Origin of the sequence: Actinomadura formosensis (genome assembly GCF_050948385.1) — a bacterium.
GTDB lineage: Bacteria > Actinomycetota > Actinomycetes > Streptosporangiales > Streptosporangiaceae > Spirillospora > Spirillospora formosensis.
The window spans coordinates 619,971-646,307 of sequence record NZ_CP192011.1; the positions used below are offsets into that span (position 1 = coordinate 619,971).

21 protein-coding genes are annotated in these 26,337 nt (G+C 67.8%); 11 read left to right on the forward strand and 10 right to left on the reverse strand.

The genetic code is table 11. The features are described 5' to 3' along the window. The first annotated feature begins 123 nt into the window (after nt 1-123). Together drmD and ACQP1N_RS02890 are read left to right on the forward strand one after the other, a co-directional pair. Entirely contained in the window at nt 124-3,345 is a 3,222-nt protein-coding gene (gene drmD / locus ACQP1N_RS02885) for a DISARM system SNF2-like helicase DrmD (RefSeq protein ID WP_433228928.1), read from the forward strand. Then, nucleotides 3,345-7,490 carry an Eco57I restriction-modification methylase domain-containing protein gene (locus tag ACQP1N_RS02890; RefSeq protein ID WP_433228930.1) on the forward strand — a complete coding sequence of 1,382 codons (4,146 nt, stop codon included), beginning with the start codon at nt 3,345-3,347 and terminating at the stop codon, nt 7,488-7,490. Before drmD ends, ACQP1N_RS02890 begins: the two co-directional genes overlap by 1 nt. Before the next feature lie 69 nt (nt 7,491-7,559). Here the strand turns inward: ACQP1N_RS02890 and ACQP1N_RS02895 are convergent, their stop codons facing one another. Together ACQP1N_RS02895 and ACQP1N_RS02900 are read right to left on the reverse strand one after the other, a co-directional pair. Beyond that, on the reverse strand, nt 7,560-7,748 hold the full coding sequence (locus ACQP1N_RS02895; RefSeq protein WP_433228931.1) for a DUF397 domain-containing protein: 189 nt from the start codon (nt 7,746-7,748) through the stop codon (nt 7,560-7,562). Further along, a complete protein-coding gene (locus ACQP1N_RS02900; protein ID WP_433228932.1) occupies nt 7,745-8,626 on the reverse strand; it encodes a helix-turn-helix domain-containing protein in 882 nt (293 codons plus the stop codon). The genes ACQP1N_RS02895 and ACQP1N_RS02900 overlap by 4 nt, the downstream gene beginning before the upstream one ends. Before the next feature lie 588 nt (nt 8,627-9,214). On the opposite strand from ACQP1N_RS02900, the gene ACQP1N_RS02905 reads away from it, so the two are divergent. Then, nucleotides 9,215-9,574, forward strand: coding sequence for a hypothetical protein (locus ACQP1N_RS02905; protein WP_433228933.1), 360 nt, complete (start codon nt 9,215-9,217; stop codon nt 9,572-9,574). On the opposite strand, the gene ACQP1N_RS02910 is transcribed toward ACQP1N_RS02905, so the two are convergent. Then, nucleotides 9,575-10,954, reverse strand: a complete 1,380-nt coding sequence (locus tag ACQP1N_RS02910; RefSeq protein ID WP_433225973.1) for an IS701 family transposase — start codon at nt 10,952-10,954, stop codon at nt 9,575-9,577. A 200-nt stretch (nt 10,955-11,154) separates the two neighbouring features. Here ACQP1N_RS02910 and ACQP1N_RS02915 point away from each other — a divergent pair, with 200 nt between their 5' ends. Further along, a complete protein-coding gene (locus ACQP1N_RS02915) occupies nt 11,155-12,819 on the forward strand; it encodes a hypothetical protein (RefSeq protein ID WP_433228934.1) in 1,665 nt (554 codons plus the stop codon). Nucleotides 12,820-12,908: 89 nt separating this feature from the next. Here the strand turns inward: ACQP1N_RS02915 and ACQP1N_RS02920 are convergent, their stop codons facing one another. Both ACQP1N_RS02920 and ACQP1N_RS02925 read right to left on the reverse strand, forming a co-directional pair. Beyond that, entirely contained in the window at nt 12,909-13,589 is a 681-nt protein-coding gene (locus ACQP1N_RS02920; RefSeq protein WP_433228936.1) for a RibD family protein, read from the reverse strand. Next, nucleotides 13,582-14,469 carry a hypothetical protein gene (locus ACQP1N_RS02925; protein WP_433228937.1) on the reverse strand — a complete coding sequence of 296 codons (888 nt, stop codon included), beginning with the start codon at nt 14,467-14,469 and terminating at the stop codon, nt 13,582-13,584. Before ACQP1N_RS02925 ends, ACQP1N_RS02920 begins: the two co-directional genes overlap by 8 nt. A 214-nt stretch (nt 14,470-14,683) precedes the next feature. On the opposite strand from ACQP1N_RS02925, the gene ACQP1N_RS02930 reads away from it, so the two are divergent. The 7 genes from ACQP1N_RS02930 (at nt 14,684) to ACQP1N_RS02960 (ending at nt 19,487) form a co-directional block, all read left to right on the forward strand. After that, entirely contained in the window at nt 14,684-14,806 is a 123-nt protein-coding gene (locus ACQP1N_RS02930; RefSeq protein ID WP_433228939.1) for a hypothetical protein, read from the forward strand. A 9-nt stretch (nt 14,807-14,815) separates the two neighbouring features. Then, on the forward strand, nt 14,816-16,003 hold the full coding sequence (locus ACQP1N_RS02935; protein ID WP_433228940.1) for a cupin domain-containing protein: 1,188 nt from the start codon (nt 14,816-14,818) through the stop codon (nt 16,001-16,003). After that, on the forward strand, nt 16,000-16,908 hold the full coding sequence (locus tag ACQP1N_RS02940) for an aldo/keto reductase (protein WP_433228942.1): 909 nt from the start codon (nt 16,000-16,002) through the stop codon (nt 16,906-16,908). The genes ACQP1N_RS02935 and ACQP1N_RS02940 overlap by 4 nt, the downstream gene beginning before the upstream one ends. 172 nt (nt 16,909-17,080) lie before the next feature. Then, the gene (locus ACQP1N_RS02945; protein ID WP_433228944.1) at nt 17,081-17,767 is read left to right on the forward strand and encodes a phosphotransferase; all 687 of its coding nucleotides are present in this window, start codon (nt 17,081-17,083) and stop codon (nt 17,765-17,767) included. A gap of 306 nt (nt 17,768-18,073) precedes the next feature. Further along, a complete protein-coding gene (locus ACQP1N_RS02950; protein WP_433228945.1) occupies nt 18,074-18,499 on the forward strand; it encodes an ATP-binding protein in 426 nt (141 codons plus the stop codon). Continuing rightward, complete coding sequence (locus ACQP1N_RS02955; protein ID WP_433228946.1) at nt 18,496-19,044, forward strand: hypothetical protein; 549 nt, start codon at nt 18,496-18,498, stop codon at nt 19,042-19,044. Before ACQP1N_RS02950 ends, ACQP1N_RS02955 begins: the two co-directional genes overlap by 4 nt. 62 nt (nt 19,045-19,106) lie before the next feature. Then, nucleotides 19,107-19,487 carry a hypothetical protein gene (locus tag ACQP1N_RS02960; protein WP_433228948.1) on the forward strand — a complete coding sequence of 127 codons (381 nt, stop codon included), beginning with the start codon at nt 19,107-19,109 and terminating at the stop codon, nt 19,485-19,487. 283 nt (nt 19,488-19,770) lie between these two features. On the opposite strand, the gene ACQP1N_RS02965 is transcribed toward ACQP1N_RS02960, so the two are convergent. The 5 genes from ACQP1N_RS02965 to ACQP1N_RS02985 all read right to left on the reverse strand — a co-directional run bounded on the left by ACQP1N_RS02965 (nt 19,771) and on the right by ACQP1N_RS02985 (nt 26,256). After that, nucleotides 19,771-20,658, reverse strand: a complete 888-nt coding sequence (locus ACQP1N_RS02965) for a hypothetical protein (RefSeq protein ID WP_433228949.1) — start codon at nt 20,656-20,658, stop codon at nt 19,771-19,773. Further along, on the reverse strand, nt 20,655-21,038 hold the full coding sequence (locus tag ACQP1N_RS02970; RefSeq protein WP_433228951.1) for a hypothetical protein: 384 nt from the start codon (nt 21,036-21,038) through the stop codon (nt 20,655-20,657). Before ACQP1N_RS02970 ends, ACQP1N_RS02965 begins: the two co-directional genes overlap by 4 nt. A 13-nt stretch (nt 21,039-21,051) precedes the next feature. Continuing rightward, nucleotides 21,052-24,414 carry a CHAT domain-containing protein gene (locus ACQP1N_RS02975; RefSeq protein WP_433228953.1) on the reverse strand — a complete coding sequence of 1,121 codons (3,363 nt, stop codon included), beginning with the start codon at nt 24,412-24,414 and terminating at the stop codon, nt 21,052-21,054. Nucleotides 24,415-24,563: 149 nt separating this feature from the next. Next, complete coding sequence (locus ACQP1N_RS02980; RefSeq protein ID WP_433228954.1) at nt 24,564-24,998, reverse strand: hypothetical protein; 435 nt, start codon at nt 24,996-24,998, stop codon at nt 24,564-24,566. After that, complete coding sequence (locus ACQP1N_RS02985) at nt 24,988-26,256, reverse strand: DUF3696 domain-containing protein (RefSeq protein WP_433228956.1); 1,269 nt, start codon at nt 26,254-26,256, stop codon at nt 24,988-24,990. Before ACQP1N_RS02985 ends, ACQP1N_RS02980 begins: the two co-directional genes overlap by 11 nt. Nucleotides 26,257-26,337 lie beyond the last annotated feature (81 nt).

Consider the following 26,337-nt stretch of genomic DNA (forward strand, 5'->3'; position numbering starts at 1 on the left):
TCGTTCTAAGGGGAGAATTTCGGCGATTTATACTGACCGGACGTCCTTCCGGTGCTACCACTGTGGTGATCGCTGAGGCGTTGCACGGACGACGGGGTCCGGTGCCCGGCGATACTTGCGGGCATGGGGAGCGAGACGATGGTGGCGACGGAGAGCGGAGCGCCGGCACAGGGACAGCTGGTGACCGTCCGCAGCCGTCAGTGGGTGGTGGCCGACGTCGCTCGCGGGACGGTGGCCAGCAGCGACCCCTACGAACTGACGGGCGAACCGCAGCACCTGGTGACGCTGATCAGCATCGAGGACGACGCGCGCGACGAGGAGCTCCGCGTCGTCTGGGAGCTGGAGTACGGCGCGGTCGTGCACGATCAGGCGCTCCTGCCCGACCCCGCCGCGGGCTTCGACGACCCGGCCGAGCTCGACGCGTTCCTCGACGCCGTCCGCTGGGGCGCGATCGCGTCGGCCGACAAGACGGCCCTGCAGGCGCCGTTCCGGTCCGGCATCCAGATCGAGGACTACCAGCTCGACCCGGTGGTCCGCGCCCTGTCGATGCCGCGCACCAACCTGCTGATCGCCGACGACGTCGGCCTCGGTAAGACGGTCGAGGCCGGGCTGGTGATGCAGGAGCTGCTGCTCCGCCACCGCGCCCGCACGATGATCATCGTGTGCCCGGCGGGCCTCACCGTGCAGTGGCACGACGAGATGCGCGACAAGTTCGGCCTGGACTTCCACATCGTCGACACCGCTCTGCTGCGGCGGCTGCGCCGGGAGCGCGGCCTGTACGCCAACCCGTGGACGCACTACCCGCGGCTCATCGTCAGCGTCGACTGGCTCAAGCGGGAGCGGCCGCTGCGGCTGCTCCGGGACGTGCTGCCCGCCGTCCCGCGCCATCCCCGCACGTTCGACATGCTGGTGGTCGACGAGGTGCACACCTGCGCGCCGTCGGGACGCGGCAAGTACGCGGTGGACTCGCTGCGCACCCAGGCGATCCGGCAGCTCGCCCCGCACTGCGAGCACCGGCTGTTCCTGTCGGCGACCCCGCACAACGGCTACCTGGAGTCGTTCACGGCCCTGCTGGAACTGCTGGACGACCAGCGGTTCGCCCGGGGCGTCAAACCGTCCGAAGAGCAGCTCAAACGCATCATGGTGCGCCGCCTCAAGCGCGACCTGCCGCCGAGCTGGGACGGCACCCCGGCGTTCCCCGCCCGCCGGCTCGGCTATCTGGAGGTCGGCTACTCCGATGCCGAACGGCACGCCCACGCGCTGCTCACCCGCTACGCCGACAGCCGCCGAGCACGCGCCGGGGCGAGCGGCAAGGGCGGCGCCCACGCGGCCGACTTCGTGACCATGCTGCTGAAGAAGCGGCTGTTCTCCTCCCCGAAGGCGTTCGCGGAGACCGTCGAGACGCACCTGTCCACCATGAACGCCAAGGACGCCGGAGATGACGGCTTCGGGCAGGCCGCCGCGCAGGCCGGGCCGAGGGTGCTGCGCCCGCTGGCCGAACGCCTTGAGGAGACCGCCGAGGACGACACCGCGTACGGCACCGTCGAGGCCGATGCGCTCACCGCCGTCCGGCGGATGTCCCCACCGCTCACCGAGGAGGAGCGCGGCCTCCTGCGGGAACTGCACACGTGGGCGCGCGGGGCACAGGACCGTCCCGACGCCAAGCTCGCCGCGCTGCGCGCCTGGGTGGAGCCGATCGTCTGCCCGGACGGCCCGCGCGGCGCGTGGACGTCCGAGCGGGTCATCGTCTTCACCGAGTACCGCGACACCCAGCGCTGGCTCCACGAGCGGCTGGTCGCCGCCGGCTATCCCGCCGACCGGATCGCCCTGCTGTACGGAGGGCAGGACCCCGACCAGCGCGAGCACGTCAAGAACGTCTTCCAGGAGTCCCCGGACCTGCCCGGCGGGGACGTCCGGATCCTGCTCGCCACGGACGCCGCCAGCGAGGGCATCAACCTGCAGAACCACTGCCACCGGCTGCTGCACTGGGAGATCCCCTGGAACCCCAACCGCCTGGAGCAGCGCAACGGCCGCGTCGACCGGCACGGCCAGCGCGCCGCCGAGGTGCGGGTGCTGCATTTCGTCCCACGCGGCTGGGACGGGGCCGACTTCGACGCCGGGACGCTGGAGGACGAGATGCTGTTCCTCCAGGCCGCGGTGCGCAAGGTCGAGCAGATCCGCGAGGACCTCGGCAGCGCCGGCGAGGTCATCGCGGCCCGGGTGGAGCAGAAGATGCTGGGCCGGCAGGCGGACTGGCAGAGCGCGGACGTCGAGATGGCCCGCAGGTCCACCAGTGCCCGGCTGAAGGTCGAGCGCGACCTGGCCCGGGAGCTGGAGCGGCTCACCGGCGCACTCGCGAGCAGCCGCACCGAGCTGAACCTCTTCCCGGAGATGGTCGAGCGGGTGGTGCGCACGGGCCTGCGGCTCGCCCACCGCAAGGACCTCATCGACGTCCCCGCTCCGGACGGCTTCCCGGCGCGCTGCTTCCGGCTGCCGGAGCTGCCGGGCGCGTGGGCGAAGGCGCGCAACGCCGGCCTGCACCACCCGGTCACGGGCGTGGAGCGTCCCGTCACCTTCGACCAGGACGCCGTGGCGGGACGCACCGACGTGGTGCTCCTCCACCTGGGGCACCGCCTGGTGCAGATGTGCCTGCGGCTGCTGCGCGCGGAGCTGTGGGCCGGTGCGACCGGCCAGAGCGCCAGGCTGGCCCGGGTCACGGCCCGGACCGTGCCGGGCGACGTGCTGCGGACGCCCGCCGTCGTCGCCCACGGCCGTGTCGTCGTCACCGGTGCCGAGGGCACCCGGCTGCACGAGGAGATCATCGTGGCGGGCGGGCTCATCAAGGGCGGGCAGCTCGTCCGCGCGCGCGAGGACGAGGTGGAACACTGGCTCTCGGCCGCGAGTGAGGAGCCTGTCCCCGAAGACGTCCGGGCCCGGCTCGCGGGGCTGTGGACGGACCTGTCGGACCCGCTGGGCAAGGCGCTGCGGACTCGGGCCGGGCAGCGGACGCGCAGCCTCGACAAGCTGCTCGCCCGGCGCGCCGAGGAAGAGGTGGAGGCGATCAAGGCGGTGCTCACCGAGCTCGAACGGTCCATCGAGGCCGCGCTCGACGATGTCGGCCGCTGGGAGCAGGGCAGCCTCTTCGACACCGACGAGCAGCGCACCCAGTTGCGCCGCGACCGGGAGGCCCTGGCCGAGCGGCTGCGCACCATTCCCGAGCAGCGGGAGCAGGAGGCGGCGGCGCTGCACCGCCGCTACGCCGACCCGCGGGGCCGCTGGTTCCCCGCCGCCGTGACGTTCCTGGTGCCCGCCGCGGTCGCGCACCGGCCGGGGGTGGCGCACTGATGCCGCCCCGTACCCGCCGCCCCGTCCAGACGGTCGCCGAGCAGCACGCCGAATGGCTCGGCCTGCTGCGCCCCGACGGCCCCTTCCTCGCCCTCCCGGTGCTCGTCGAAGCGCTCCCGCAGGGGCTGGAAACCGTGCCGGCCGAGACCCGCGACGAGATCCGGCAGGCGTGGAACCAGGTGCAGGACGACCCCGACCTGCTGCTCCCGGGCTGGTACGACCGGGTCCTGCGGGTCCTCCTCGGCATCCCGTTCAACGCGCTCGTGCAGGGCTCGACGATCGAGGAGCTGTACCGCCGCGCCCGCCCCGACCTCGTGGCGTACGGGCCGAGCCCGGCCGGCCGCGCCATGCGGCTGTTCATCTACAAACATCCCTGGGACGAGCACCTCACGCGGGGGCACGGCGACCGTCCGTCCCCCGTCGAGCAGGCCGCCGCGCTGTGCCGTGAGACCGGCGTGCCGCTGGCCCTGGTCACCAACGGCCGGTTCTGGATCCTGGTGCACGCCAGGCATGGCGAGGCGACGTCCACCGCCGCGTTCGACGCCGACCTGTGGCTGGAGGAACCGGTACTGCTGCGGGCGTTCGCGACGCTGCTGGGCGCGCGCCGCTCGCTCGCCCCCGCCGAACGTCCCGACGGCACCCCGTCCGACGGGTTGGCCTCCCTGTTCGCCCGCAGTGCGCAGGCGCAGGCGCAGGTCACCGACACCCTCGGCCGCCAGGTCCGGCAGGCCGTCGAGCTGCTGGTCGGGGAGCTCGCCCGGCTGGACCGCGAGTCCGGGGGCGCCCTGCTCGCGGACGTCGCCGAGCGCGACATCTACCGGGCCGCGCTCATTGTGCTGATGCGCCTGGTGTTCCTGCTGTACGCCGAGGAGCAGGAACTCCTGCCCACCGACGAGCTGTACCGGCTCTCCTACGGGGTGGCGGCGCTGTACGACAGGCTGTCGAAGGAACGTGACCAGCACGGCGAGGAGGTCGGGGACCGGCGCTCCGCCGCCTGGTACCGGCTGCTCGCCTTGTTCCGCGCCGTCCACGGCGGCAGCGAGCACCCGGACCTGCGCATCCCCGCCTACGGCGGATCGCTCTTCGACCCGTCGGGGTTCGAATGGCTGGCGTCCGCGCCCGTCACCGACCGCGTCGTCCAAGAGGTCTTGGACGCCCTGCTCATCCTGCGCCACAAGCGCGGCAAGGCCGCCGCCGAACGCCTCTCCTACAAGGGCCTGGACGTCGAACAGATCGGCCACGTCTACGAGGGCCTGCTGGAGTTCTCCTGCCTGAAGGTCGACGAACCGTACGTCGGGCTGATGGGACGCAACGAGCCCGAGCTGCCGCTCCGCCGCCTGGAAGAGGAGTACGCCAAGGGCGCCGCGTCATTCCTCGCCTGGCTCAAGGACACGTGCGGCGCCACCTCAAGGCAACTGGAGAAGGTGCTCGCCAAGGCCCCCGACAGCGATCAGGCCGCGGCGCTGCACGCCGCCTGCGACAACGACGAGGAACTCGCCGCACGCATCAGGCCGTTCTCCGGGCTGCTGCGCCCGGACCTGCGCGGCGACCCGACCGTCTACCCGGCCAAGTCGGTCCTGTTCACCCAGGTCGGCGACCGCCGCGCCACGGGTACCCACTACACGCCGAAGTCCCTCGCGCAGGAGATCGTCCAGCACACCCTCGCGCCGCTGTGCCACCGGCCCGGCCCGGCCGAGGGCGCCCCCGAGGACGAATGGCGGGTCAAGCCCGCGGCCGAACTCCTCGAACTCAAGGTCTGCGACCCGGCGATGGGCTCGGGCGCGTTCCTGGTGTCGGCCTGCCGGTACATCGCCGAACGGGTCGTGGACGCCTGGGAACGCGATGGCGTGCCCGGCGATGTCCTCGGCCTGCTCGGCCCCGACCACGACCGGGACGACCTCCTGGTCTTCGCCAAGCGCCGTGTCGCCGCGAGCTGCATGTACGGCGTCGACCGCGACGACATGGCGGTCGAGCTCGCGAAGCTGTCCATGTGGATCGAAACCCTCGCGAAGGACAAGCCGTTCAGCTTCCTCGACCACGCCCTCCGGCACGGGGACTCCCTCGTCGGCCTGATCGACGAGGCGCAGGTCAAGAGCTTCCACCTCGATCCGAAGCGCGGCAGTTGGGACAACGCACGCCTCGGGAACGTCATGGACGACCTGGTGCCGCTGCTCACCCGGGCCCAGGAACTCCGCGAGGAGATCGAGGCGTTCCCCGCCGACGACATCGAGCGGGTAGCGGAGAAGCGACGCAAGCTCGCCGAGGCCGAGCGGCTCACCGAATCGCTCCGGCTGGCCGCCGACACCGTCACCGCCGCGGCCCTGTCCACGGCCGGACGCCCGGAGGACGTGCTGGACGCCCGGCTGCGCGACCTCGCCGACGAGGTCCGGACCGTCCTCCGGGGCGAGGGCACGGAGTGGACCAAGGACACCGCCCGCGAGGCCGTGACGTCACCGCTTGAGGAGCAATTGCGAGGCAAGCTGGAAAGCTGGCTCAAGGGCACGAGGAAGACCCCGGTCAAGCCCTTCCACTGGTCTCTGGAATTCCCCGAGGTCATGCGGCGCGGCGGTTTCTCCGCCGTCGTCGGCAACCCGCCCTTCATCGGCGGCCAGCGCCTCACCGGCGCGATGGGCACCGACATGCGGGAGTACCTCGTCCAGCACATCGGCGGCGGCCGGCGCGGCAGCGCCGACCTGTGCGCGTACTTCTACCTCCGCGACCTCGCCATCACCAATAACGGCAGGGTCGGCATCATCGCCACCAACACCCTCGCCCAGGGAGACACCCGGGAGGTCGGCCTCGCCCAGGCCCGCGACAAGGGCTGGGACATCTACCGCGCCGAGAAGTCCCAGCCCTGGCCGGGAACGGCGTCCCTTGAGGTCTCCCTGGTCTGGACGGGACACCCGCAGGCCGAGGAGAAGCCGATCCTGGACGGCCGCGAAGTGATCGGGATTACCTCCAGCCTTGACCGACAGTCTCTTGTTGTTGGTGACCCGTACCGTCTCGCCGCGAACGCGGGGAAGTCGTTTCAAGGATCCATCGTGCTCGGCATGGGCTTCATTTTGAGCCCCGAACAGGCCCAGGAGCTCATTGAGAAGAACCCGCGCAATAAGGACGTACTGTTCCCGTACATGAGTGGAGAGGACCTCAACTCCCGCTGGGATCTGTCAGCTCCACGTTGGGTCATCAACTTTCATGACTGGGACGAGGGGAAGGCGCGCATTTACGCGGACTGTTTTGAGATCGTCGAACGCGAAGTGAAGCCGTTCCGGGCGACAAATAATCGTAAGGCGCGACGGGAGCGATGGTGGCAGTTCGCTGAGCGAGCAGCAGGCCTTTACGCGGCCACGGAAGGCCTTGATCGTGTTATCGTGATTGCGCAGACTAGTCGTACGCAGATGCCTGTACTGGTGTCGACGGGGCAAGTTTTGTCACACATGTTGACGGCAATTGCAACAAGCGATTTCGATCGTCTCGCGTTCCATTCAAGCGAATTCCAGTTCCTCTGGACAGCTAGGTACTCCGCTGGCCTCAAGGCCGATCTTCGCTTCTTCCCCTCCGATTGTTTCGACAACCTTCCTCAGCCCCCACAGAGCGCTCGACTGAATTCGGTCGGCAAAGAGTTGGATTCTTTTCGTTCGGCAGTGATGCGTCGGCGACAACTTGGTCTGACTGCACTCTACAATCTGATGCATGACGCGAGGCTCGAAGATGAAGATTCTTTGCGATTGCGGAACATTCATCGTGAAATTGATGACGCTACGCTAGAAGCTTACGCACTGGATGAGGGGCGAGAGCCTGCGATCCAGGAATTCGAGACGCGAGTGGCCTCAAAAGAGTTGCCGCCGTGGCGAGAGATCGAACTGGAGCATGGTTTTCATCAGACGCCGCAGGGCGTTCGGTTCACGATCTCGCCGCAAGCACGTGACATTGTGCTCGACAAATTGCTTGCGCTGAATCATTACCGGTACCGGCAGGAAGTTGAGCAGGGCCTTCACGGCAAGAAGAGAGGCCGGAAGAAGGTCAGTGCAACTGGGGGGAAGTCACAGGGGACGGCTGTGGACGCATCGGTTGAGAGTGAGGAAGCGAGTCCCGAGGAGTCTTCCTTCGACGGCCTGTTCGCTCCCCCGGACGCTCTGTTCTGACCACACGATGATGACACTCTTGGGCTGAGCCTGACGCGACATCGTACGCCTCAGCCCAAGATCAAAGCCTCAGGCGTTGCGTAGACGGGTGAGGAGCCCAGCCCACTCTGTACGGCTAAGTTCAAGGATCTCGGCCGGGGGCTGAGCCTTGGAGTCGCGAACACCGATACTGCCGTCCGTGGCCTTGGCAACCTCCACGCAATCGCCGTTCGGCTCACTGTGCCGCGACTTGCGCCAGCCTGCGTAGTTCTTGGTCATGTGCCCGATTCTGTCTCGTTGGTCAGCCGGTTGGCCACCCCGCTAAGGAAGGCGAGAGTGTCGGCAGAGGACAGGGCCACCTCCCCGAGGCGGTCATACATCTCGGTATACCGTGCCACCTCGCGACGCTGGGTGAGAACGAGATCGGTGGTGACGGTATCGACCACTGCTGTTGCCGGGTCGGTTGTCTCGGGGAAGGCGTAGAGAGAGAACGACGCCTTCGGAAGGAAGCCGCCGGTGATGAGGACGTCCGATGGCAGCACCCGCATGACGATGCGCGGCTCGGCTGTGACGACCTCGATCAGGTGTCGGAGCTGCGCGGCCTTCACCGTGGCCGGTATGGCGAGTCGGCGGATCATGGTTTCGTCGAGTACGGCCTCATAGGTGGGACCGTCCGGGCTGAGGAGGTGCTGCTGTCGGCGAGTTCGGGCCTCGATCATGCGGGCCGGTGAGTAGTCGAGCGTTCCCTGGTGCTCGTCCAGGTCGACCATCGCGTCGATGAACTCGGGGATCTGCAGGACGGCTGGGAAGGCCGTCTGGTTGTAGCTACGGATGGACTCGGCACCAGACTCCAGGTCGGCGTAGAGGCGTTGGCGAGGACCCATGGCGTTGCCGTATCTGTCCCACCAACCCTTGGCGGAGGCGTCTCGGGCGAGCCGGATGGTCTTCTCGTATTGCCTGCCGGTGACCTCAAGGACTTCGAGTATCGTCATGATCTCGGCGAGGTCCGGACGGATCTGGGCGTTCTCCAGCTTGGAGATCTTGGATCGGGATTGGTAGATGAGCCGGGCCAGCTCATCGGTGGTGAGGCTGCGGGCCTCGCGGAGCTTGCGCAGCTCGGCGGCGAGGCGGCGGCGTCGAATATAGGGGCTGGTCATCGCGACCTCCCGGAGACCTTCGCGATGCGTCGGCACGGCGCGACGACCGCGAACGATTACCTTCCGTTGACATTCGTAACGCTATGCGGTTGTCAAGGGGAGGGGGCGATCAATGGCCTGATCCGGACAGGCATGGTCGCAGAACGTACGTGCCGACCGGGCACGTCCGGCCCGCGAACGTTCAGAAAATGAGAGTTGCGGATTGGCGGACGCCGGCCCGGAGACCGTCCTGCCCGCTGTCCGGAGCGCCCGCGCCGCGCCGGAGCCAGGGCACGCGACCCCGCGCGGCGGTGCTGCGCCCGGCTGCCGAACTCCGGATGTCATAGAAGGGCCGACCGTGCCGTTTCGAGCTGAATGGGGGACGTCTCCGCGGCGGCCTGCCAAAGGATCAGCGGACTTTCGCGGACTTGCCCGTCCCGTCCTCGCCCTGCCACACCTACCCCATGTCACCCTCGCCCAGGACGACACAGGCCGGCGTCCGCTCCGGTCCGGGAACCGGCTCACATCGACCGGGGATGAGGCGAGTCCGATATTGCCGCCTGCCGGGTAAACCCGGCGCCTTGGGACCGGCTCGGCTAGCATGCCCACATGGACGAGACGGGCGGGGGCGATATGACCGTTAAGGCATCTCTTAGCGGCCGGTTACGCAATATGAAGCTCTCGAAGACCTGCGCCCTGCATCCCCTCTTTGAAGCCGTTGTGAACGCGGTCCAGGCAGTCGATTCGGTACATGAGGACATGGATTCCGCCAGGATCGAGGTACGGATAGTCCGTGATCAGCAGACTGCCTTGCCGTTCGACGAGCCGCGTCGAAGGTCGGCGGACAAGGGGAACATCACCGGTTTCATCGTCATAGATAACGGCGAGGGCTTCCATGACGAGAACATGGAGTCCTTCAAGACCCTTGACAGTTACGGCAGCTGTAATTTCGGCTCTGACCTGCTGTGATCATGGGGTGGTTTCGGCGTAGGTGTGCCAGGCGTGGTGGCAGGCTCGGGCTCGTTGCTGGTGGCGTCGGCGCCATAGTGACCATGCGTGTCGGTGCTGGGGGTCGGTGCGGGGCGGGGGTACGACGGTCCCCCGGATGAGCCGTAGCAGTTCGGGGACGGTGATGGGGATCAATTCGGGGTCGCCGGGGTGGCGTTCGGTGGCGGTGGTGACGGCGAGGTAGGTGTAGGCGAGCAGGGCCAGGCAGGTCCAGCGGTGCCAGGAGACCCAGCGGGTGGTCTGGCCTTTGTCCAGGCCGCAGGCCTGTTTGGCGAGCTGGTGGTCTTCTTCGATCTTCCAGCGGACGGTGGCGATGGCCACCAGCCGGGCCAGCGGCACCGGGGTCGGGCTGTAGCAGCGGTAGTAGGACAGTTTGCGGGTGTAGCGGTGCCGGCGCACCAGCAGGACCGTGCATCCGGCCTGGTCACCGGCCTGGTGGCTGTCGGGGGTGTCGTCGGGTGTGATGGCGAGCATGGCCCAGTCGTAGGAGCGGACGCCTTTGGTCCCGGTGCCGGTGCGCATGCGCTGCCACCCGCCGTCACTGATCAGCCGGACGGCCCTGCGGGCGGTGGTGGTGTGCGGGCCGAGGGCCACGGTGTGGTCGTGCTTGACGGCCATCACATAGCCCATGCCCAGGCTCCGGACGCAGGTGCGCAGGTCTCGGCCGCCGTAGACCTCGTCCCCGGCCACGAACCCGGCGCCTATCCCGCGGCCGCGGGCGCGGGCGAGCATCGCGGCGGCCAACTGCGGTTTGGTGGCGAACTCGACCTGTTCGGGGACACCGGCCAGCTCGCGGCGTTCCTCATCGGCCGCCCAGTCTCTGGGCAGGTACAGGCGGCGGTCGATGATGGTGTGGCCATGGCCGGTGGCGTAGGTGAGATTCACCGTCACCTGGCACAACGCGACCCCGCCCAGGCTCCCCGAATACTGGCGCGCCGCCCCGACACAATCGGTGGAGGATTTGGCGTCGCCGGTCTCGTCCACGATGAACACCGCGTCCTGGTCACCGTCGGCGCCACCGTCGCCGCCGGTCAAGTGTTCAACGGCCCAGGCCGCGACCTCGTCCAGGACCTGCCGCTCGTCCCATTTCGCCCTCGACAGCAGGTGCTGCAGCCGGTGCGGGCCTGTGTGCCCGAGCGCCTCGCCCAAGGTCCAGCAGTTGTGGTCCTCCAGCTCCATCAGCAGGCCCAGCACGAACTCCCGGGCCAGCCGTCGCGGCTCACACCTGCGGAAACACCCCGCGATCCGGGTCATCACCGCGTCCAGAAACCGGGCCCGCCGCTGCTGTTCGGCATGCGCTATCGTGCCCCCGACGGTCGTCGGGGTTTTGGTTTTCGTCACACAAAGCAAAGATCACGGCGGCCGTCCCGCATGTCCGGGACTCCACCCGATCGTGATCATCTCAAGCTGCCCCGCTGACCAGCAGCGACATCCCCAAATTCACGATCTACAGCTGCCGTAACAGTGAGTACAAGTCGAAGCAGGGCTGCCGTGGGGTGGGACGGCTGCTATGGCTGAAGGCATTCGATAAGGTCGAAGTGGTGAGTCGCTACGTCGGCGACGGCGGCACCATTCTGGAGCGTGAATTCACATTCACAAGCCAAAATGGAGTGTCCGACGATAAGATTCGAGACTCACCCGGATCGGATACGGGAACCGAAGTCCGGCTGCGGTCCTTCGCCGAGGGGTACCGGGAGCAGGCGCCCAAGAGCGCGCCCCCCATCGCCAAGGCCATCCTTGAGCACTGCCTCTGGTATTTCGTCCGTCCGGGTGGCGCTCCGCACATCACGGTGATCGACTCTGATGAGCAGATCGATCTCCAGAAGATCTGCGCTGAACACCTGCTCGGTTCGTCCAGCAGGACGGACATCACCGTGAAGCAGAAGCAATTCTCGCTCCTTCATCTGCGGCTGACGGCCACGAGCAGGTCCGCCCCGCAGTTGCACTGGTGCGCCGCGACCAGGGTGGTCACCCCAGAGAAGCTGTCCGGCAAGATACCGGGCCTGCACGGCCGGATAAAGGACGGAAGCACCGAGTTCATGTACGCCTGTTACCTGACGGGCGACTACCTTGACGATTCCGTCCGCTCCGAGCGGACCGGTTTCGACATCCCCGATGTGACGGAGGGGACCCTGGACGAGGGCGAGCCCTCCCTGTCGGACATTCGGGCGGCCGTCCTGGAAGCGGTGGAGAAGCACCTGCACGCCAACCTCGCCGAGTCGCGTGCGGCGAGTATGGCGCGGGTCAGGGACTACATTGACCACAAGTCCCCGCGCTACCGGTCGATCCTGCCCCACATCAGCGAAGAGAAGCTGGGAGTCGATCCCGGGATCTCCGACCGGGAACTGGAAGTGCACCTGTACCGGCAGCTGGCCGACATCGAGGCCGAAGTGCTCGCCGAAGGCCAGCAGGTCCTCAACGAGGAGATCACCGAGGACGCGGAATACAGTGAGCGGATCCAGAAGTACCTGACCAAGGTCAGCGACATCAAGAAGTCCGACCTCGCCGCGTACGTCTCCCACCGGCGGGTGATCTTGGAGTTGCTGGCCAAGGCGATTCGAGCCAACGAGCAAGGAAAGTACGTCAAAGAGGAAGTCGTGCATCGTCTGATCATGCCGATGCGCACGACCAGCGACGAAACGCCGCCCGACGCGAGCAACCTGTGGCTCGTGGACGAGAGCCTCGCGTTTCACAACTTCCTGGCGTCGGACAAGCCCATCAAGTCAATGCCCATCACCGATTCGGATTCCACCCTCAAACCGGACTTGCTGGCGCTCCAGCTCGCCAACGTGCCCATGCTGGTCGCCGAGGGAGACAGAATGCCGCTCGCCGCCATCACGGTGGTCGAGATCAAACGGCCGATGCGCGACGACATCGGAACCGGAACGGACAAGGATCCCATCGACCAGGCATTGAACTACCTGGAGAAGATTCGCGAGGGCGAAGCCAAGACCGCGGGCGGTCGCGCGATCCCGCAATCAGACCAGATTCCGGCCTTCTGCTATATCATCGCGGACCTGACGGCGCCCATGCGTCGACGTTGCAAGAATGCCGGCCTGCGCGCCACACACGACAATCTTGGCTATTTCGGCTACAACGCGAACTACGAAACCTACATCGAGGTCTTCTCGTTCGAGCGCCTCCTGAATCTGGCCACAGAACGGAACCGCGCCTTCTTCGACCGTCTCGGCCTGCCCGTCAGTTGATGGCCGCAGGGTGCCGCCTGCGCCGATCCACCTGCCCCAGAGGCGACCTCTGCCGGCGGACGCGTCCGCCGGCAGCCCTACCCACCCGGTCAGGAAGGTGCGAGGAGGTAGCGGGCGAGGATGACGTCGCCGATGGGACGGGTCTCTTCGAGCGTCATCCGGTTGCCGGGATGGTGCGGGAACCGCCCCGTCCCGACGAAGCGCGGCGCGGCGGAGTCGCCGACGAAGAAGGGGGCGATCACGAGTTGGAGTTCGTCGGCCAGTCCGGCGGTGAGGAACTGGGTGTGGACGGTACCGCCGCCTTCGACCATCAATCGCTGAACTCCTCGGTCGGCAAGGTCGGCGAGCACGGTGTTGAGGTCGACCGGGTCACCTGCGTCCACGACGGTGGCGACGTCGCCAAGGCGCTCACGGCAGCCGGCCACCGCGCTGCTGGAGCAGTACACGATCTTCTCGACGCCGCCGGCGGTGAAGAACTTGGCCCCAGGGTCAAGGTCGCCGCGGGCTGTGAAGGTGACCTTGATCGGACTCTCGGGTAGGCCGTGGGCGACGCGGGCTTTGCGGCGCTCCTCTGTCCGGACGAGCAGGCGCGGGTTGTCTCGGCGGATGGTGTTGGCGCCGACGAGGATGGCGTCGCAGCCGGCCCTGACTTCGTCGACTCGGTCGAAGTCCTCATCGTTGGACAGCAGAAGCCGCTCGGACGTGGTGTCGTCGATGTAGCCGTCGATCGAGGCCGCGCAGGACAAGAGCACGTAGGGGCGTTCAGTCATTAGCCGCTCCAGAGTCGTTGCTGATCAGTTGCTCGACGATACGTACGAAGTCTTCACCGGGGTCGGCGCAAGTGTTGAGGGCGGCGAACCGCTCCTCGTCCAGCGAGGCGCGGAGGCGATGGTCGCGGGCCGCTTGGTGGTAGAAGCGGCGGGCGGTTCCTCCGCTGGCCGGGAGCGCGATAACCGGTTTGCCCATTGACAGAGCGAGATCGATTTCTGTCTGGGTTCCGGTCCCGCCGCCGAGGACGATGACGAACTGCGCGTCCTGAATGACGTTGCGGTGACCGAAGAGCCCGAGGGCCAGGGAGATGTCGGGAGGACGGTACTGGTCGGCGATGTAGGTCATGACCTCGATGCCCACGCCGACCGGGCCGTGACTGACCCGGTAGCCCCGGCTCATGACGAGGCGGGCCAGGCACCGGACGGCGGCGTCGATCACGCCGGCGTCGGTGTCGGGGGCTCTGCTGCCGCAGATGGCCACGTGCACAGGTGCTGTGGTGGCCGTCGGCTTTTCGGCGTCACGTAACTGCGCACGTTGCCGGGGAACAGCTGGATTCGGGCTAAGGGTGAAAGAGCCCGCTGGGGCGAGGCCGAGCAGGAGCCGAGCTTGATCGGGGAGTTGCAGGCCGTCTGCGATACGGGTGAGCACCTCGATGTCGGAGACCCGGCCCTGGCGAGTACCCCGCACCCAGTTGGAGATGTCAGAGCGATCATGCTGGGTGAGTAACGCCAGCTGAGTCTGGGTGCACTCGGCGAACTGATCGAGGAAGAGCCGGAAAAGCCGACCGACATCACGGCGGGTGAGGGCGTGCGCGACGTCTTCTCGGCACCAGAACCCCACGGGCACCGATCCGGGGTCGAAGTACCTGCGCCTGGTCACGCCGCTATTCGTCCTTGACTCGCCGAAGACCCCCTGTCAGAGGGTAGCGGCGCGCAAGCCGCGAGCCATGGCGATCAGCGAGACGCGTCCGTGGGTCGGTTCCACGGGAGCAAGCCACGGCTTCGTTCACTGTTCCGATCTCGCCAAGGGACACAAGGTGAAGCCCGACGGCTCCGCCGACCGGAGCGGAGCGGAACGGGAAGGGAGATTCCCAGTGGACAGCAGCAAGGCAGGCGGCCTGGTGGTGGCCGTGGAGAAGATCATCGCGGCGCGTGGCCGCGCCACCCAGCCGTCCGACGGCGGGGGATCCGGCAGGTCCGACCTCAACGACGGCTGATCGACGACCATGATCGACTTGATCGTCGAGGTGCTGGGCGGGGACCGGTTCCTCGCCCAGCACCTGGGCCGCACCCACCAGGTCTATTCCGCATCGCCCGCCGGCCGAGACCGGTTCGCCGGTCTGCTGGCTTGGGCGGCACTGAACCAAATCCTTGACACTCATCGGCTGGAGCCGCCGCGTCTTCGGCTGTCCGCCGACGGTGCCACCATCCCGGCGTCGGAGTACTGCCAGCGCCGGACGTACCGGCGCATGCCGCCGTGGGAAGCTCCGCAGCCGCATCTCGTCGCCGAGCAGCTCCGCAACGGCGCGACGCTGGTCCTGGACGCGGTCGAGGAGATGCATCCGCCGGTCGGTGCCATGGTGAGCACACTCGAGCGCCATCTCCGTACGGGCGTGCAGGTCAACGCCTACGCTTCCTGGACGGCGAGAGAAGGCTTCGGTGTCCACTGGGACGACCACGATGTCATCGTCCTCCAGGTATCGGGGGCCAAACGCTGGCGGATCTACGGCCCGACCCGTCCCGCTCCGCTGTATCGAGACGTCGAGTTCGACGACGCACCACCCGAGCATCCGATCGACGAGTTCGTCCTTCAGGCCGGGGACGCCTTGCACATCCCGCGCGGCTGGTGGCACGCCGCCGCCGCGTCCACCGGACAGCACTCGCTCCACCTGACCTGCGGGCTGGCCACGCACACCGGAGTCGATCTGCTGTCATGGGTGGTGGATGAGCTACGCGCACAACCATCCGTCCGCTCCGACCTCCCCCGCCTGGCCGACCCAGGCGCCCAGGCGGTCTGGCGCCATGAGATGAGAAAGCTACTGGTCGAACGCCTCAACGACCCTGCGGTGATCGATGCATATTTGGCTGCGTGTGATGCTGCCTCCGGGGCTCGCGGCGGCTTCTCGTTGCCACACGCCGTGCGCGAGCGGCTCAAGGACGACCCCGATCTACACGTCCGGCTCGTGACGTCCCGGGCCGTCCTGCACCGCACCGAGCAGACGCTGACCTTGGAGGCCGCCGGCCAACGCTGGACACTCGCGTCCCAAGCGACCCCGCTACTGGAGGCGCTCATCTCCGGTCGGCCGGTCACGCTCAGCACTCTGGCCCAGGTCGCGAACGTCACCACCGCCCAGGCCGTCGGCCTGCTCGACCAGTTGTTGCGCAACGGGATCATCGCCGTGGGCGAGGCATGATGGCGGTTCTCGGCCTGGGCACCTACCGATGCCGCGACGTGACCGCCGCCGCCCGCGCCGCCATCGCGGCGGGGGTCACCGTCATCGACACCGCGCCTGTCTACGCGCGAGGCAGCGCACATGCACAATTGGCCGGTCTGCTACCCGCCCGACCTGGGCTGCGCATCTCCACCAAGGCGGGGCACATGACCCGACGCCAAGCCCAGATCGCTCGACAGGCGGGCCTCATCACCTCCGAAGAGGTTGCCGCCTGCCACTCCATAGCGCCCGCCTACCTTGGACACCGCATCACCGCCAACATCACCGAGGTGGGCCGCGGCCGACTCGACCTGCTGTACCTGCACAACCCCGAACACGGCGCTCACCGAGACCGAAGCCGACTGCTCAAGCGGATCACCCAAGCCTTCACGATCTTCGAGGAAGCCGCCCACCAAGGCGACATCGCCGGCTACGGCGTCGCCACCTGGAGCGGCTTCACCAGCGGCGCCTTCACCGTTCAGGACCTTGTCACCGCGGCGCGACGAGCAGCGGGGAGCGCCCGAACCCATCTGCGGGCGATCCAACTACCCCTCAACCTCATCGAACTCACACCCGTTGCCCAAGCCCTCCACGGCGCCGGCCCTGTGGCGGAGGGCGCCGGGGCCGGTCTGGAGGTGTGGGCCTCTGCCCCACTGAACGGCGGCGAACTCATCGACCTGGTCACTCCCGAGCTGGCCGAGTTCATCCGTCCCGACTCCTCACAGGTCGCCGCGACGCTCGCCGTAGTGGCCTCCACGCCCGGACTCACCGGAGCCCTGCTTTCGGCCTCGACTACGGCACACTGGCGAGAAGCACTCAGCGCATTCAAGCGTCCACCCATTCCACCCGCGCGTCTCCAGGACATTTGCCGTGTTCTTCGAGCCTGACAACCCAGACGTCCGCGAACGGATGCACGCTGCCTTCGCCGGCGCGACGGCCCGGCTCGGTTGCGCGCCCACCCGCGGCGCAGCCGAAACCTGGGGTCATAGCGGAAGGACCATCGGCGCCCCCGTCACGACGTCCCACGGAAACGCCTGGCTCCGAGTACTGGAGGCACCAGTGGGCAAGGAGGGCGGAAAGCTGTGGACCGGCACTCAAGAAGCCGCCGCCACCCTGCCGATGGAGGTACCGCGCCCCCGGCTGCTAGATGCAGCCGGCTGGGTTCATGAGGGGTACGCCTACCGAGCCGAACTCAGCACCTACGTAACGGCGCCCGTCTGCTCCCCGACTCCGGACCTCACCGAACACATCGCCCTGCCCGACGCATGGTGGTCACGATTGCAGCGGGCTGCGAGCACGGTCGCGGCCACACCGGTTCCGGACGGCCGCCCACGCGTCATCAGCCAGGACTACGTACACCGCACCATCCCTCGCTACCTCGGCGATGCAGGCATCGACACCACCGTCCGCCGCTGGACCCTCGCCCACGGCGACCTGCACTGGGCCAACCTCACCAGTCCGGAACTGACCATCCTCGACTGGGAAGGATTCGGCCCCGCCCCCCACGGATTCGACGCCGCCAACCTCCACGCCTACGCCCTTCCCGTCCCAGAACTGGCGGCCCGCGTCCGCGACACCTTCGCCGACGTCCTGGCAACACGCGACGGGCTGCTCGCCGAACTCACGGTCGCGGCCATCCTCCTACAAGCCGCCGACCGCGACGCCATCCACGCCCGGCTCGCCCCTCATCTCCGAGCACATGCGCAGTGGCTACTGGAGCACCATCGCGATTCCCGGGTCCCCTGAACACGGCAGCGCGAACCAGTACGGAACGCCCGGCCCGTGCTTTTGGCCACCCCCACCACTCGCCGTCCGGCTCGGTGTGCCGTGGTTTGCGCCGGTCATGGCCTGATCCGGGGCGCGCCGGGAGAATGAACTCGACGGAGCCGGACGTTCGGCCCGCGAACGTTCGGTGGTCGGGAAGCACCAATCGCGCTCTGGAGTCCGCTGTCCGGCACACTTCGCTTTCCTGTGACGTCACCACGTGTGAGCATATGGTCACCGTGCGGGTGCCCCGCTCGTTTCCCGGCGACTTCGGCCCATGGAGCGCACATGCTCTCGACACTTCCCGCTCACACCGCGCCCGCGGCGCTGTGCTGGCGACGGACGTTCTCCGGCGACGCCACGCAGGCCCGCACCGCCCGCCGGTTCGTTTCCGGCCTGCTGGCCGATCGCCCCTGCCTCGACGACGTCGTCCTCGCCGTGGACGAGCTGGTGGTGAACGCGCTCCGGCACACCAAGTCCGGGCAGGACGGCGGGTCGTTCACCGTGGAGGTCCGGTTCGTGGGGGGCCTCGTGGCCGTCTCGGTCGCCGACCAGGGCGGCCCCCGCGAGCCCGTGGCCCGCGACGCCGCCGTGACCGACGAGTCGGGACGCGGCCTGCGGACCATCTCGCTCACCGCCGAGTCGTGGGGCTGGCACGGCAACGACCGGGGCCGTACGGTCACCGCGGTGTTCGAGACCGGGGACATGACGTGAACCAGGGGCACGCCGCCCTCCACGAATGGGTCAGCCGGCGGGTCCACTCGGCCGTCATCGCCGCCCTGCGTGCTGACCCGCAGACCATCGCCGCGTTCGTCCAGGACCCGCCGGAACTCGACCCGCACACGCGTGACTTCCTCCGCGACTCGCGGTGCCTGGCGATGGCCTGCGCCGTCGCCCTCACCGCCGTCCTGGAGGGCCACCGCCCGGACGGGCGGCACTGCCTGGCGTGCGGCACCCCGGAGTGCCGCACGCTGCGGCGGGCCGCCGGGGTCCTCGCCGCGTACTCCGTCCGTCCCGTCCCGATCGACCGGGCCGAGGCGTGGCGGCGCGCGGACACCTGCCTGACGCGCGGCGACCGCCCCGCGCCCCCCATCGGCATCGAGCCGTTCGAGTACGGGTTCGTGGCCTGGCCCGCCTCCGACGCCGGCGAGGACGCCTTCGTCCTGATCGTCGATCAGCTCACCGGCGCCGTGACGCGCTGGCCGCGCCTGCCCCTGGACGTCCTCACCCGGGAGTACGACAATCGTTCTACTCTGTAGACTCTGACCTCTAGAGTTTGCTATGCTTCCAAAGGTCAAAGCATCTAAAGCCTGGAGGCGACATGCGCTCGATCCGCGTCGATGATGAGGTCTACGCCTGGCTGGAGAATCAGGCGGTCGGCTTCGACGCCCCCAACAGTGTGCTGCGCCGCCTGGCGGGCCTGGCCGACGAGCAGGAGCCGCCGGCCGAGGACGACAAGGACGGCAAGCTCCTTCCGCTGATCCAGGCCGGCCGCCTCAAGGCCGGTGAGACGCTCACCTGGCACCGCCCCCGCAAGAACGAGACCCACCGCGCCACGGTCACCGACCGCGGCTGCATCCGCATCGCCGACGGCAGGGTCTTCACCGACCCGTCGCCGGCGGCCGTCGCGCTCGCCGGTTACGAGAGCAACGGCTGGAAGGCATGGGAGGCGGACGGCGTCAAGCTCGACGACCTCAGGTGAGCCGAACGCTCACTCGGTGTCGGTGTCGGGCTCATTGCCGTCGTCCGGAGCGGCAGCGAGCCCGAACCGAGCCATGAACTCCCGCCCGCGCGCGCCCTCGCCATGGTCCGGGCACGGGCGCGGGCCATCGTCTTCCGAGGAACTGACCGGGGCATTCGGCGGCCTCGTCCTCGCCTGCCGGAGTGGTCTGTACCGTGCCCGTCCCGGCAAGAGCCGGGTGGCCCGCAGGCGAACCGGCCCGGTGGTCGCCGCGGCCGACCGGTGCGGCATGGGGACGAGAAGCTCATTTCCCCATGGTCGAATCCGGGTCCCACCGGCCCTTGCGCATCAGGGTGGTCAGCCTGGGACCTGCCTGCGGATCGGAGAAGCTCTCCTGGAGGGGGCGAAGGCGGCTCTCGAGATCCGCAGCGTGGAGGTCAACGGTGGCCTCGATGAGTTCGGCCAGTCTGCTGGTGGCCGAGCGTCCCCGGATGACCGCGGCGGCCTGAGTCGTGAGGGCCACCAGCATCGCCGGCCACCACCAGACCGTGAGGACGAGGTACAGGACGGCCCAAGCGTTCAGCCGGGCGGAGGCCGTCAGCGCGTCGCGAGCGGCGGACAGTTCCTTGCGCGTTTCCTCGGGGATGATGAGCCAGAGCCGCGGCCATGAAACGTCCAGGTCCAGCCCGTAGACGGACATCACGCGCGTACGCGTCACGCGGATGCGGTCTCCGATCCATGTCGGACGATCGGCCTCCAGAAGGCAGATGCGGTCCGCCGCCGCGATCGCTCCGGCCAGTTCCAGCGGATTGGTGAGGCGATCCACTTTGCGCTTGGCCTCGCGGGAGCGCTCGCGGCGAAGATCGGTCAGCCATCTTGCAGGCCGTCTTCGGCCGGGAAGCATCCAGAGCATCTCGATGAGCGCTCCGAACGCGGCCACCAGAAGCCCGACGCCCACCGATCCCAGCAGCAGCGCCACCAGAACCAGTACCGTACCGCCGACAGATTTGAGCGCCGGTCCAGTGGACCATCGCGTGATCTGTTCGCTCAGCTTGCCGACATCCAAAGCGTGCTCGTGCCCAAGAGTCGTCGCGACGACGACACAGGCCAGGTAAAGGACGCCGGGCAGGGCGAGCAGTGAGAGCCAGCGTTCGGCCGTCTTCTTGCCGATTTCGCCCAGGAAGCCGTTCACAGACCTGGTGGCCCCGCGACCAGTGCTGCCCCCAGTGCTCCGCAGATCGGTGCGGACTGCCCTGGGAGGACCCGGCCGTACCCTGCGCACAGCCCTGCCGGGCAGTGCCACCACCGTGCACCCGAGGACTGCGCCCCGCCGTTCAACGGACGGAAATTGCGGGAGTCGGGGTAGAAGCCCCGGCCCAGCTCCCGGCGGACGAGGTCGTTGAGCTGGTCAAGCCATGCTTCGGCCTCATCACCCGCACGCTCTGCGCGGACCGCCTCTCTGAGGCTTTCATACACGTCGACCATGGAGTTGTTCCTGGCCAGTTCCTCGAGAAGCCGGCCGTTCAACTCCTTGCAGAACGCCGCGAGTTTGACTGCGAACTCCAACGCCACGTCCCCTCTTTTCCTATTTTCCAACATGAATGTATGCGGCCCATCGTGTCGGCTTTCCCGCGCCGACCTCATGCCGGAGAGAGCGGACCGCGTCGGTTACGGCTTCGGCCGCCTGGCCGGTGCGCGGCGCCGTGGCGCCGGAGTCGGTGATCACGGTGTAGACGGCCTCGGCGACGGCGAGGCCATCGTCATCCACGATGGGCCAGAGAGTGCCGATGACCTGGCGGTATCCGGCGAGCTGGAACGCGGCGGTGATGTGCACTGCCTGATCGGCGTGGCGCGGCGCCGTCAGCGACGACCCGCACGCCGACAGGAAGGCCAGCTCGCCGCCATCCAGCCGGAGCGCTGCGATGGCGCTGACAGTCAGGGGACGGGTCTGATGGTCATGGAGGAGCAAAAGGCTCTGGTTCGGGTCGGCCCAGTCAGTTCTCACGTGACAGGAGAAGTGCACCACAGGGTAGTGCGGCAGCGCATCCAGAACTGTGGTGTACGTGGCTTTCGGGCCCACCAGTGTCCGGGCGCCATTGACCAAGCCGCTCACGCAGACCGCTTCCTCCTGCGCCGCCGACAGTTCATGGCTACCGGGAGTCTCGGGCATCGCCACCACCAGGGCGCCGTTTGTGGACGGCGATTCTGTACGGGGACGGATCAGCGCGCGCAGGGTGGGGGTGTAGGAGGAGACAATGCGGTCCGGGATCGTGCGCTTCCCCTGGGGTCCTTCCTCGTGGTGGCCGGCGGCGTGCAATGGAAGGTAGGCGACTTCTCCGACCGGACACCACCACAATCGCGGCCTACCGCCGCCGGAGTTCTGCGCGCCGATGAGCCCGAGACGATTCAGAACCGGTTCGGTGATCTCATCCCACAACCACCCAAGTACGTGCGACAGAGCGGCGTCCGCGGCCATCCGCCTTGCGAGCTGGGGCACCGTGTCATCGCCACCGGAGGTCGCATCGACGCAGCGGACGACCTGGTCGACGATGGCCTCCTGGGTAAGGCCTGGGAACTCGATGACCTGGACGGGACGCCGTGGGTCGGCCGTCACGACGAGCGCGTCACAGCGGAACCGGCTGGAGTTGATGACGACGACGTGTCCGTCGGCCGCGCATGACGCCAGGTGTGCGGCTGAGGGAGGCGTGAGGAAGCCCTCCAACCCGGGGATCGCCCGGATCTCCTCAACGGTCCGCTGCCACTCATCCGCTGTCTGCTGCCGATGTCTGATCCGGACGGGGTCATCGGTGTCGGTCTGTGCGGCGTCCAGCTGGTTGCGGAGGGCGACGAATCGGGCGGCGAGCTCGGGGTCCCGCCGTTTGAGCGCTGCGAGCCGGTCATGGGCGTCCACGGCCTCCGCCAGCAGCAGCCCGCGAACCTGTTCCAGCAGTTCCAGTGCCCGTTCGGGCCGTCCGAGCCGGATCGCGGCCGCGGCGGCCTCTCCCGCCAGTCCTGCGGTCTCGGCCAACCGGTGCGACCTGTCGGTGTTGGCCAGGCGTCGCGGCGAGACCTGCGGCAGCAGCGCGACGGCCTCTTCCAGGGTCGCGAGCGTGCCCTGATCGTCGCCGATGGCGTGCGCGGCCTCGGCCACGCCCCGATAAGCGGCGATCCGGAGGCCGGTCGGCTCCGCGGTGGACCCGGCGGCCGACCCGAAAACGGCGCGGGCCTCTTGCGCGAGCCCGCGGTCCCCTGTCCGCTTGTACAGAGCCAGCAGCGCCTGACCCAACCGGTAGCGGACCGCACCGTGATGTGGCCGTCCCGGGGGCGTGTCCTCTGACGCCCGCCTGCCCAGATCGACGGCCTCGGAGAGCGGCGCGAGATTGCCGGTTCGGGAGTGCGCCTCCAACAACGCGTCCGCCAGGTCGCTCATGAGCCGCGCCCGCTCGGGACGGCCGGCCCGGCAATGCTCGACCGCGCCGCGAGCGACTCGAACGGCCTCGGGAAGGTGCTCTTCGTCATCGTCGGCGCGGACCTTCGCGAGCAATGCGTCCGAGAGCGCGGACAGCCGGGACGGGAGATCGGAGTGGCCGAGCGGGGTCCGTTCCACCGCCTCCCGAGCATGACCGATGGCCTCTTCCAGTGATGAGTCATCCCCGGTCCGCCGGTACAACGCCAACAGGGCGTAGCTGCGTTGGAGCAGATGCCGGGCCCGGTCGGGATCGTGGGATCGGACGAGCGCGAGAGCGCGTCCGGCTACCTCATCGGATTCATAGAGGGTTGGGAAGTCGCCCGTCATGATGTAGAGGCCGGTCAGTTCGTTGCTCAGGTTCAGCAGAACGTCAGCGAGCCGCGGATCGTCGAGGTCGTAGGCTTCGGCGGCCTCGCTCAGCAACCCGACCGCCTCCCGCTGGAGTGCCGAGGCACCGCTGAAGTCGGCACGCAGACGCAACGCGTTGGCGAGATTCGTCTGATGTTCGGCTCGTTCGATACCGGTTGCGGGCCCTAATTCAAGAATTCTGCGACCAAGAGTTACCGCCTCGTCGAGTAGTGCGAGTTCTCCGGAGAAGCTGTGCAGAAGTTGGAGGGCGGTGGCGAGCGGTGCCAGATACTTCGCTGTTTCGCCGTCTCGCCCGGTCAAGAATGACGCGGCTTGGCGGCCGAGCGAGACCGCCTCCTGCGCGAACCGGATGTCGCCGTTGCGCTCGGCGGCGACCTGAAGGGTTACGGAAAGGTCGCCGGCCGCCATCAAGTACTGCTCGCTACCAGGTTGGAGGGCGGACACCGCAGCGCGGCTATGGGCCAGGCCCGCCCAAAGGTCCTGCTCGGTTCCAGCGAGTTCGTAGTGAACACGCAGATGCAACCCGAGGTTGCCCTCGACAGCGGGAAGATCCGGGTCTCCCCGGCCAAGGAGCGAACGAGCCTCCTGGGCGACGCCGACAGCCTGCCTGGCGGCCTCGACGTCCCTGGTGCGTGCTGCGATCTTGCCATGGACGAGCCCGAGGTTCACCAGCAGCCGCGCCCGTTCCGCACGCTGGTCGCGACCCTTCGATTGGCGCCGCGCGATCACCGCCATGCTCAGCGGGTGCACGGCATCACGAAGTGCCGTGACATCATCGAACATGTCATAGGCCAGCTCGTGAGCACCGGCCAGGACGGCATAAGCACGCCACTCCACGGGGTGACCGCGGAAAGTGGCATCGAGGCCGGTCCGCGCCGCCTGGATTGCTTCGTCGAGCACCGTGCGGGAACTGGTGACCCGTGCTTGGAGTTGGAGCGCGTGGCTCAACGCAACACAGCGTCCGGCCTGACCTAGTTTATCTTTCTGTCCCGTTTCAACGGACCGGCGTAGCAACGGCAAGGACTTGGCCAGCGCCTGTGGATCACCCGACTCCTTGAACTCCCAAAGGAATTCCATCCCCTGATCATGCCAGGCCTCGAAGTCGCGCATGGCTCATTATAGAACCGCTGAGACGCACAGTTCTCCTTTCTATGAGTGCAGCTTCCCTCCACATTGACCGGTAGAGGTCAGGGTGGGCGTGGAGCCGCCCCGGCCCCGGACACTCTTCGAAGCCCAGCAGCCCCAAACGAACTGAGAATTCACTCGGTGTCGATGTCGGTCTCGCCTTCGCCCGGCGGGGCGACGAGCCCGTACCGGGCCATGAACACCCGCTCGCGCTCGGCGAGGAAGTCCCGGCGGACCTCGATGAACCCCTCATCGTCGCCGGCCGCGAGGCGATCCATCGCCTCCCTCGGGATTCCGTGGCTGGCGAGCACGTCATCACGGAGATCGTCGGGGAGGTTGAGCAGGATGTCCCTGACCGACTCCCCGGGCTCTGTCGTCATGATGATCCGGTTGGCAGGGCTCAGCGTGATGTACCGGCTGCGTCCTCTGACGATGCTGCGGTAGGCCGAGGAGATTCCACGGGCGATCACCCACGAATGCCGGCTCTTGCTGGAGTGGCCGAGGAGAGTCGAGATCTCGTCCGCGGGCTCGTCCATCTCCAGAAGCGCCGCCGTCAGCTCAACCCGCATCGCTCTCCAGGTGCGTCTCCTGGGCCTCGGCAAGGGCGCGCACCTCTTCGAAGTCCTCTTTGAAGATGCCTTCCGGCCAGTAGTCGAGGTTGCCGAGGTCGTCGACATTGATCCGGCGGACGATCGACGACGCCCCGTCATCGTCGATGAAGTAGAGCGCGAGCTGATCCGCGTCCAGCCTGCCCTCGGCGACGCGTCGGCGCAGCCGCAGCAGGAAGGTTTCGCTGTGCGTCTCCACAAGGAACCGGACACGCTGGTTGTCGATGGCCCTGATGTAGAGATCGGCCAGCATGGCCTGGGCGGACGGATGCAGGTGGAGTTCGGGCTCCTCGATGATCTCCAGGATGTCCCGCTCGGGCGGGCTCAGTTCGTCCTGCGCGCGGCGGACCAAGAACGGCAGGATCTGGGCGATCCCGGTTCCTGATTCGGTGGCCGGAACCCACAGTTCGGACTTCTTGCGCGACTGCAGGCCGATCATGTAGCCGTCGAGGTGGGGGCGGACCTCCAGTTTCCAGGCTGGGAGGGGAGCACGAAGATACTCGTTGACCCTCTCGATGAGACGGCCCTTCCGACGAACATGATGGAAGACGAGGATCTCCGCCGTGCGGCTGCCGATCTCGTCCTGGACGGGCTCTCGTGTTGGCAGCCGGACCAGGCGTTCGGGCTTCGGACGGAACGGTCCGAGGTGCCGGACGATGCCGAAGGACGAACGGATGCGCTCGGCGTCGAACCATGGGGCGTCACCGTCCGGTAGTTCCGTCGGCAGCAGACCTCTGAAGTCCAGCCACGTCAGGCCGGCCCCGTCGTCGAGCCTCTGGTAGGGCTGAGGCCCGGATTCCTCCGGCTCCTCCGAATCCGCTGCGAGGGACCACTCGTAGGCCACGGTGTCGTCGCCGGACCGCAGCGACCAATTCACCACGCGCTGGATGTACTCATCAGGGAAGTCCTGGATCACCGCGTTGAGCGCATACTCCTCGTCCTCGGGGCCGGTCATCCCGAGACCCACGGAGATGTTGCGCACCTTCAGCCGCTCGTGGACCAGATCGATGAAATCAGGGGCGTCGTCGCCGAACTGTTCGAGGTCCAGAGGGATCGCGTGGTCGTTGCGGATTCCGGTCCGCAGGATGATCGGGGCCTGGACCAGTGCGCTTTTGCCGGAATTGTTCTTCCCTAGCACTACGGTGATCGGGCGCAGCTCAACGTCCTGCCGCTCCGCGAAGCACCTATAGTCGCGGAGCGAGAGATTCACCAGGGCCATGTCCGAAGACCCTAACCGGCTGTGCCTCTGCGAACACCGGGAACAGCGCGTTACCGTCCGACCGGCACCCTAAAGTGCTGC